The sequence below is a fragment of the Skermanella sp. genome (assembly GCF_059503625.1).
The window spans coordinates 1-7,014 of sequence record NZ_JCACHA010000941.1 but is presented as its reverse complement, the minus strand read 5'-3'; the positions used below and the strand labels follow the sequence as shown (position 1 = coordinate 7,014).

5 protein-coding genes are annotated in these 7,014 nt (G+C 64.6%); 1 reads left to right on the top strand and 4 read right to left on the bottom strand.

Annotation, left to right across the window (positions count from 1 at the left end; translation table 11 throughout):
* Positions 1-483, bottom strand: a 483-nt coding sequence (locus tag AC5JJ6_RS34340) for a hypothetical protein (protein ID WP_496046347.1), incomplete at its 3' end; no start/stop codon positions are given.
* Entirely contained in the window at positions 480-2,309 is a 1,830-nt protein-coding gene (locus AC5JJ6_RS34335) for a TolC family protein (protein WP_496046346.1), read from the bottom strand. The genes AC5JJ6_RS34340 and AC5JJ6_RS34335, both read right to left, overlap by 4 nt.
* A 259-nt stretch (positions 2,310-2,568) precedes the next feature.
* On the opposite strand from AC5JJ6_RS34335, the gene AC5JJ6_RS34330 reads away from it, so the two are divergent.
* On the top strand, positions 2,569-3,807 hold the full coding sequence (locus AC5JJ6_RS34330; protein ID WP_496046345.1) for a sigma-54 interaction domain-containing protein: 1,239 nt from the start codon (positions 2,569-2,571) through the stop codon (positions 3,805-3,807).
* Here AC5JJ6_RS34330 and AC5JJ6_RS34325 read toward each other — a convergent pair.
* A complete protein-coding gene (locus tag AC5JJ6_RS34325; protein WP_496046344.1) occupies positions 3,804-4,076 on the bottom strand; it encodes a hypothetical protein in 273 nt (90 codons plus the stop codon). The genes AC5JJ6_RS34330 and AC5JJ6_RS34325 overlap by 4 nt on opposite strands.
* A 319-nt stretch (positions 4,077-4,395) precedes the next feature.
* Positions 4,396-6,519, bottom strand: coding sequence for an elongation factor G (gene fusA, locus AC5JJ6_RS34320; protein ID WP_496046343.1), 2,124 nt, complete (start codon positions 6,517-6,519; stop codon positions 4,396-4,398).
* Positions 6,520-7,014: the final 495 nt, after the last annotated feature.

Here is a 7,014-nt window from a genome sequence, read left to right as displayed (position 1 = left end):
CTCCTGGGTCGCCGGCTTCCATTGCATGGGGCGCTCGACCCGGTCGAAATCGCGCGACATCGATCCCGATGCGGACACCGTGAAGACGGGGTCGAACACCGCTTCCGCCTCAGTCAGGGCCCGTTCGACCAAGCTCTTGCTCAGGCCGCTCCGCTTGATGTCCAGGTTTCGCTGCAAGGCCGCCATCACGGCGTCGCGCAGGCCGATCTCGCGGATCTCCAGCGGTGCGAACAGAACGCCGGTCCGCGCCAGCGCCTCGCGCATCGCCGCCACCACCGCGTTGCCGGTCCGCTCGTCGGCGATGCGGGCCGCATCCAGGGTGAACATGCCGGGCGGCACCTCCAGCGCGTCGGGCGCCGGGGCCTGGACCGGAGGGCGCGGCTTGGTCTGTGCCCGAAGCGGGGCCTGCGCCGCAGGCACCAGGACGGCCGCGAGGACAAGCCCCGACACCATCGCGCGGGCCGCCGTTCCAAGTCTCCTCATTGCAGGAAGTCCTCTTCAAGGGTCCCCTGTGCCGCACCCAGCCTGACCCGCGCCTTATGGATCTCGACGCGGGCGCTGGCCTGATTGAGGCGGGCGGACAGCACGTCCTGATAGCCGTTCATCACCTCGAACTCCGTCGCCAGGCCCCGTTCCCGCTCTTCGACCAGCCTCTCATAGGCGAACGACGCCAGTTCCATGTCGCCCTGGCTGACCTGCATCACCGCCTGGGCGCCGCGCATGTCGGCCAGCGCCCGGTCGACCGAATTGATGATGCGCTGCCGCGTCTGCTGGGCACGGTCGAAGGCGTTGCGCTCGTCGATCCTGGCCCGGCTCAGTGCCGCCTTGGCCGCCTGGTTGCCCAGCGGGTAGAGGTAGCGGACACCGACGAAGATGTTGGTCTGGTCCGGCTTGCCGAGGTTCAGCATCGCCGTTCCCGGATCGCTGAACCCGAAGGAGGCGTCGCTCTGGGTCAGCTTGGCGGTCAGCACCAGATCGATGTCCGGCAGCGACTGGTTATCGCGGTAGGCGAGGTTCAGCTTGCCCACGTTGACGTCTTCCTGGGCGGCCATGATCTCGGGGTTGCCGATCAGGGCGCGGTCGTAGGCGTCGGCCGGCGGCTCCGGCACGGTGCCGGCCAGCAGCGCCTCCGCGTCGGCCGGCACCAGGATCGTGTCGGCATCTGCCGCCATCAGCGTCAGGAGCGAACTGGAGCGCAGCAGGTACTGGGTCCAGGCCGCCTCTTCCCGCAGGACGAACGACGCCAGTTCGCTGTCGATCTGGCCCAGCTCGTAGTTGGTGATGGTGCCGGAGCCGAGCAGCCGCGTAACGCGGGCGCGCCGCTGGTCCAGCACCACCTTCTGTTCGTTCAGGATCGTGATGTCCTGAAGGCTGCGGATCATGTCCCAGTAGGTCTGAAGCACCTCCGCCAGGGTGGCGTTGCGGACCGCCTGCTCCGCGAAGGCGGCGCGCCGGTCGCCGCTGCGGGCGCTCGCCAGGTCCAGGTTTTCCTTGGAACCGGCCTCGCCGAAGCCCTTGGTATAGGGCAGCGAGATCGTGGCGCTCAGCGATGCGCCCGCGGTCCAGTACAGCTTCTCTCCCCAGCCGAACGGGTCCTCGGCCGAAATCGGGCGGGTCAGCGCCGGCGCCTGGACGCCGTTCTTCTGGTTGTAGCTCGTGCTCAGCGAAGCGTTCAGGGCGGTGCCGAACGAAAACACCTTCGATGCGCCGACCGACGCCGTGATCCTCCTGGTGGAGGGATTCTTCAGGCTGGCGGCCTCCTTGGCCGTCGAATAGACCGGGATCTGGCCGCACAGGCCGGGACCGATGCCGCCATTGACCACCTGGTCGTCCTCGAGCACGCAAGGGACCTTTTCGCCATCGACTTCCTCGACCGTCTTGGTGCCGCCCTGGACGAAGTCGGGGATGCCGTCGGCATCCTCGTCGGCGGTCAGGTCGCTGTCCGGCGTTCGCGGCCGCCCGACCATCTCGATACGGTCGGCGGTCTTCGACATGCCGCCGCTCAGCGACGCGCTGAGACTGACGTCGAAGGCCGCATCTCGCTGCGTCACCAGCGCGCCGGCCGATACCAGCGCCTCGTGGGCGGCGAGAAGGTTGTAGTTCTGGCGCAGGGCTTCGTCCGCGACGATGTTCAGCGTGACTTCGCGCAGCACCATGCTGTCGAGCAGGCGGCGCACGCCGGGAGACGGACCGGCGGCCGCTTTCCGCACCAGGGACATGGGATCGAAGCTGCGCATCTGGGCGTCGAGCGGCGACGGGACGCGGAGAAGCAGCGGCAGCACCAGCAGGAGCCTGCCGGTCGCCTTCAACTTACTCAGTCGACTTTTTGCCGAACGAACAATGATGGGTTGCATCAAGAGAGGTTTTGCCGGAGGCCTGAGCTACAGGCCTCGATTCATGCCACTTCCGGAACGATCCCGCAATCCTTTATAGGTAGACAAATTGCCGGAGGTGTTAGTAAATCTAGGCTCTCGGCACGTGAGACGGGTGATTACATCCATCTGCCGCAGCAGGAAGTAGATCGGCAATTTTAGTCGTGCGTTAAATGGAACGGATGTATTTACGGTCATGGATGATGATTATCGCCAGCCAAGCCCCTATTCGGCCGGTATATTCGCGGATAGCACGAACGATCACATCAATGAATGCATCGCCCGGATCGAGACTCTGAAGCTGAAGATTTTAGGGAATTCCCGGATCTACGACTTCGAGCAACATGATTTTCTCAGCGAGCTGAACACTCTGCGCGCGGCTTATCTTCACCTGTGCACGCTCGCACCCCCGGTAGCGAACGCCGTCCACGAACGGGTGAAACCGGCGCCGCCCACGCGCAGCCGCGAGAACCTCGAGCTTGAAGGCGTCCTCGGCTCCAACCACCAGATCGCGGCCAATCTCGACCGCATCGCCCGGATTGCGCCCTCGCAGCTGACCGTCCTGCTGGAGGGCGAGACCGGCTCCGGCAAGGAGCTGTTCGCCCGGATCATCCACCTGAACAGCAAGCGCGACAAGTTCGTCGCCGTCAACTGCGGAGCCCTGCCCAGCGGAGTGATCGAATCGGAACTCTTCGGCCACTCCAAGGGCTCCTTCACCGGCGCCACCGCCGACCGCAAGGGCCGCTTCGAGGAGGCCAGCGGCGGCACGATCTTCCTGGACGAAGTCGGCGAACTGGAACCGCTGGCCCAGGTGAAGCTGCTTAGGACCCTGGACGTCGGGGAAATCCAACGCGTCGGTTCCGACAAGGTGACCAAGGTGGACGTGCGCGTGATCGCCGCGACAAACCGCAACCTGGAACAGATGGTCGCCAACGGGCAGTTCCGCGAGGACCTGTTCTTCCGCCTGAACATCTGCCATCTGCTGATCCCGCCGCTGCGCGAGCGGCGCGACGAGATCCAGCTCCTGCTGGAATATTTCATCCGCAAGGTCTGCGCCGACAACGGCATTCCTGTGCCGTCGCTGGACGCCGAACTGAAGCAGTTCCTGGTCGAGACCTACCATTATCCCGGCAACATCCGGGAGCTGAAGAACCTGGGCATGTATATCGCCCATATCTACGACGGCCGGCCCGTCCGGATCGGCGACCTGCCGCAGCGCTATACCCGCGCCCATGTCGATCCGGCCCCGCCGCATCCCGACGACGACCATCGCGTCGTCCGCGACCGGGCGGAACGCAGCCACCTGAGCGAGCTTCTCCTGCGCCACAACGGCGATATCAAGGCGGTCTGCTCGGCCCTCGACCTGTCCCGCGCCAGGCTCTACCAGCTCATGAAGAAGCACCACCTGAAGCCCGACGAGTTCCGCCAGCGCTAAGGCCGCGACCGGCGGCGGCCGTAAAGGTCGACCGCATGCGCCAGCAAAGAGCCGAGCAAGGGCAGTGCCACCAGTTCCCAGCCGGCTCCCACCAGCGCCGCCCGCACCGCCAGCAGCAGGCAGGCTCCGGATGCCAGATTGGCCGCCATTCCCCCGAACCCGGGGCCGGAACCGGACCACCGCCGCCACAGCGCCAGCACCGCCGCTTCGACTGCGACCAGGACCAGTATCAGGTCGATGATGCGCCCGCTCGCGAACAGTTCAGCCATCGCATTACTCCCGCCCCGAAAACACTCGTTGAAAACGGAAGGCTCATGGCGTGATCCGGGGTGATGTGCTTCGTAGACGCGGCTTCCAGCCGCGTTGAGTGCGCGGATAAGCGCACTCTCCCACTTACGCATTCGTGTCCGTCGAAGCCGTTGAAGTGCGAAGCTACGCTGCTGGAAGCCGCGTCTACGGCAGTTCTCAGCGAAGCAAACTCATCACACCGAAACGCGATAAGAGCCAAACGGAAAACGGCCCGGGAGTTTCCTCCCGGGCCGTCATCCATCTCAACCGGCCGGCAATTCAGCCGGCCGGACCGAAGCCTTACGCGGCGGCCTTGGAGGCGATGACCTCGTCGGCGACGTTGCGCGGAACCGGATCGTAGTGGCTGAACTCCATGGTGAAGGTCGCACGACCGGAGGTCATGCTGCGCAGGTCACCGATGAAGCCGAACATCTCGGACAGCGGCACGTGTGCCTCCACCGCAAGGTTCATGCCACGCTCCAGCTGGCCCAGGATCAGGCCGCGGCGGCGGTTCAAGTCGCCGATCACGTCGCCCAGATGGTTTTCCGGGGTGACGACCTCGACCTTCATGATCGGCTCCAGCAGGACCGGATTGGCCCGGCGGATCGCCTCACGGAAGCAGGCCTTGGCAGCGATTTCGAACGCCAGCGCGCTGGAGTCGACGTCGTGGTACTTGCCGTCGATCAGCGTGGCCTTGAAGTCCACGGTCGGGAAGCCGGCGAGCACGCCATCTTCCTTCTGGACCTCGATGCCGCCGCCGACAGCCGGGATGTATTCGCGCGGGACCGAGCCGCCGACGATCGCGTCGACGAACTTGAAGCCTTCGCCGCGTTCCATCGGCTCGAACACCATCTTTACTTCGGCGAACTGGCCCGAACCGCCGGTCTGCTTCTTGTGGGTGTAGATGTGCTCGATCTTGCTGGTGATCGTCTCGCGGTACGCGACCTGCGGACGGCCCACGACCGCTTCCACGCCGAACTCGGTGCGGATACGGTCGATGGTGATCTCCAGGTGAAGCTCGCCCATGCCGCGCAGGATGGTCTGCCCGGTTTCCTTGTCCAGCTCCAGGCGCAGCGACGGGTCGGCGCGGACCATCTTGCCCAATGCCGCACCCAGCTTTTCCTGGTCGCCCTTGGTCTTCGGCTCGACCGACACGCTGATGACGGGGTCGGGGAACTTCATCCGCTCGAGGATGACCGGATGGGCCGGATCGCACAGGGTGTCACCGGTCTCCGTCTCGGCCAGCGAAACGAAGGCGATGATGTCGCCGGCGCGGCATTCCTCGATCGCGTTGGTGTCCTTGGCGTACACCTCGACCATGCGGCCGATGCGCTCGCGCTTGCCGCGGGTGGAGTTCAGCAGGGTCATGCCCTTCTGCGCCACGCCGGAATAGACACGGGCGAAGGTCAGCGCGCCGAACTGGTTGTTGATGACCTTGAAGGCCAGCGCCGCGAACGGCTCGTCGTCGTCGCAGTGACGCTCGCCGACCACTTCACCTTCCTCGTCAACGACCTTGATCGCCTCGACGTCGGTCGGGGAGGGCAGGTACCACACGACGGCGTCCAGCATCTGCGGCACGCCCTTGTTCTTGAAGGAGCTGCCGGCGATGACGGGGGTGAAGGCGCCGGTGACGGTGCCCTTGCGGATGCACTTCCGGAGCACCTCGACGGCGGGGTCTTCGCCCGAGTCCAGATACGCTTCCATCGCCGCGTCGTCCTGCTCGAGAGCGGTATCGATCAGCTCCTGGCGGTACTTCGGGATGTCGCGCAGGATGTCGAGGTCTTCCTTCACCTCGATCTTCAGCTTGGCGGCCAGATCGCCGGTGATCTCCCACTCTTCCCACTGGGCGTCCTTCTCGTCCGAGAACCAGACGAGGGCCTTCATGGTCACGAGGTCGATCAGGCCGCGGAAGTTGTCTTCCGAACCGATCGGCAGCGACAGGATCATCGGGCGGGCGCCCAGGCGGTTGACGATCATGTCGACGCAGCGGCGGAAGTTCGCGCCCGACCGGTCCATCTTGTTGACGTAGCACATGCGCGGGACGTTGTAGTTGTCCGCGAGGCGCCAGTTCGTCTCGGACTGCGGCTCGACGCCGGCAACGCCGTCGAACACCACCACGGCACCGTCCAGCACGCGGAGCGAGCGGTTGACTTCGATCGTGAAGTCCACGTGGCCGGGGGTGTCGATCACGTTGATCTGGTGATCCTTCCAGAAAACGGTCACGGCCGCGCTCTGGATCGTGATGCCCCGCTTCTGCTCCTGCTCCATGTAGTCGGTCGTGGCTGCACCGTCGTGCACCTCGCCGATCTTGTAGCTGCGGCCCGTGTAATAAAGGATACGCTCGGTCGTGGTGGTCTTGCCGGCATCGACGTGGGCGATGATGCCGATGTTGCGCATATCCTTGAGTGGCGTTCTGCGTGCCATGAGTACTATTCCTGAGCCAGTCTCCTCCGGCGCCGGGGCGCCTTCGGAAGTCTCCGGCTTTATGGGTTGGAGTTCGCCGACCGCGACCGTCCATCGGGCAGGGGCGGCAGTTGCGCGCTCAGGCGGCCGGGTCGAGATGACCCGCCGCCATTGCGCTGTCCTATACAGGAAATTTGGTATCGAAAATATGTCGTTGGCCGAAGAAAGGCCAGTGCGACATTTCGTCTCGCCCCCGCATAGCTGGCATGAAAAAAATTTCCACAAGGTGATGGCGGCGTGCAACACCTTGCCGGAGCGGCTGCAAACCCCTCCCACGGCACCGCCGGCGACGCGCGCCTGTTCGCGATGCTAAACAATTTCATGCGGTTATCGTGTTTGCCCAAAAAACAGGCAATCACTCGAGACCCCTTTCCTTGACGTTCGACACACACTTCTCCTGTATAGTGTCCACAGACTTATCCACAGATATTGGGGAAATCCTTGGCGCACATCGCT

Coding starts and splice junctions, on each gene's coding strand:
- fusA (WP_496046343.1), bottom strand. CDS start 6,519: ATGGCACGCAGAACGCCACTCAAGGATATGCGCAACATCGGCATCATC.
- AC5JJ6_RS34330 (WP_496046345.1), top strand. CDS start 2,569: ATGGATGATGATTATCGCCAGCCAAGCCCCTATTCGGCCGGTATATTC.
- AC5JJ6_RS34325 (WP_496046344.1), bottom strand. CDS start 4,076: ATGGCTGAACTGTTCGCGAGCGGGCGCATCATCGACCTGATACTGGTC.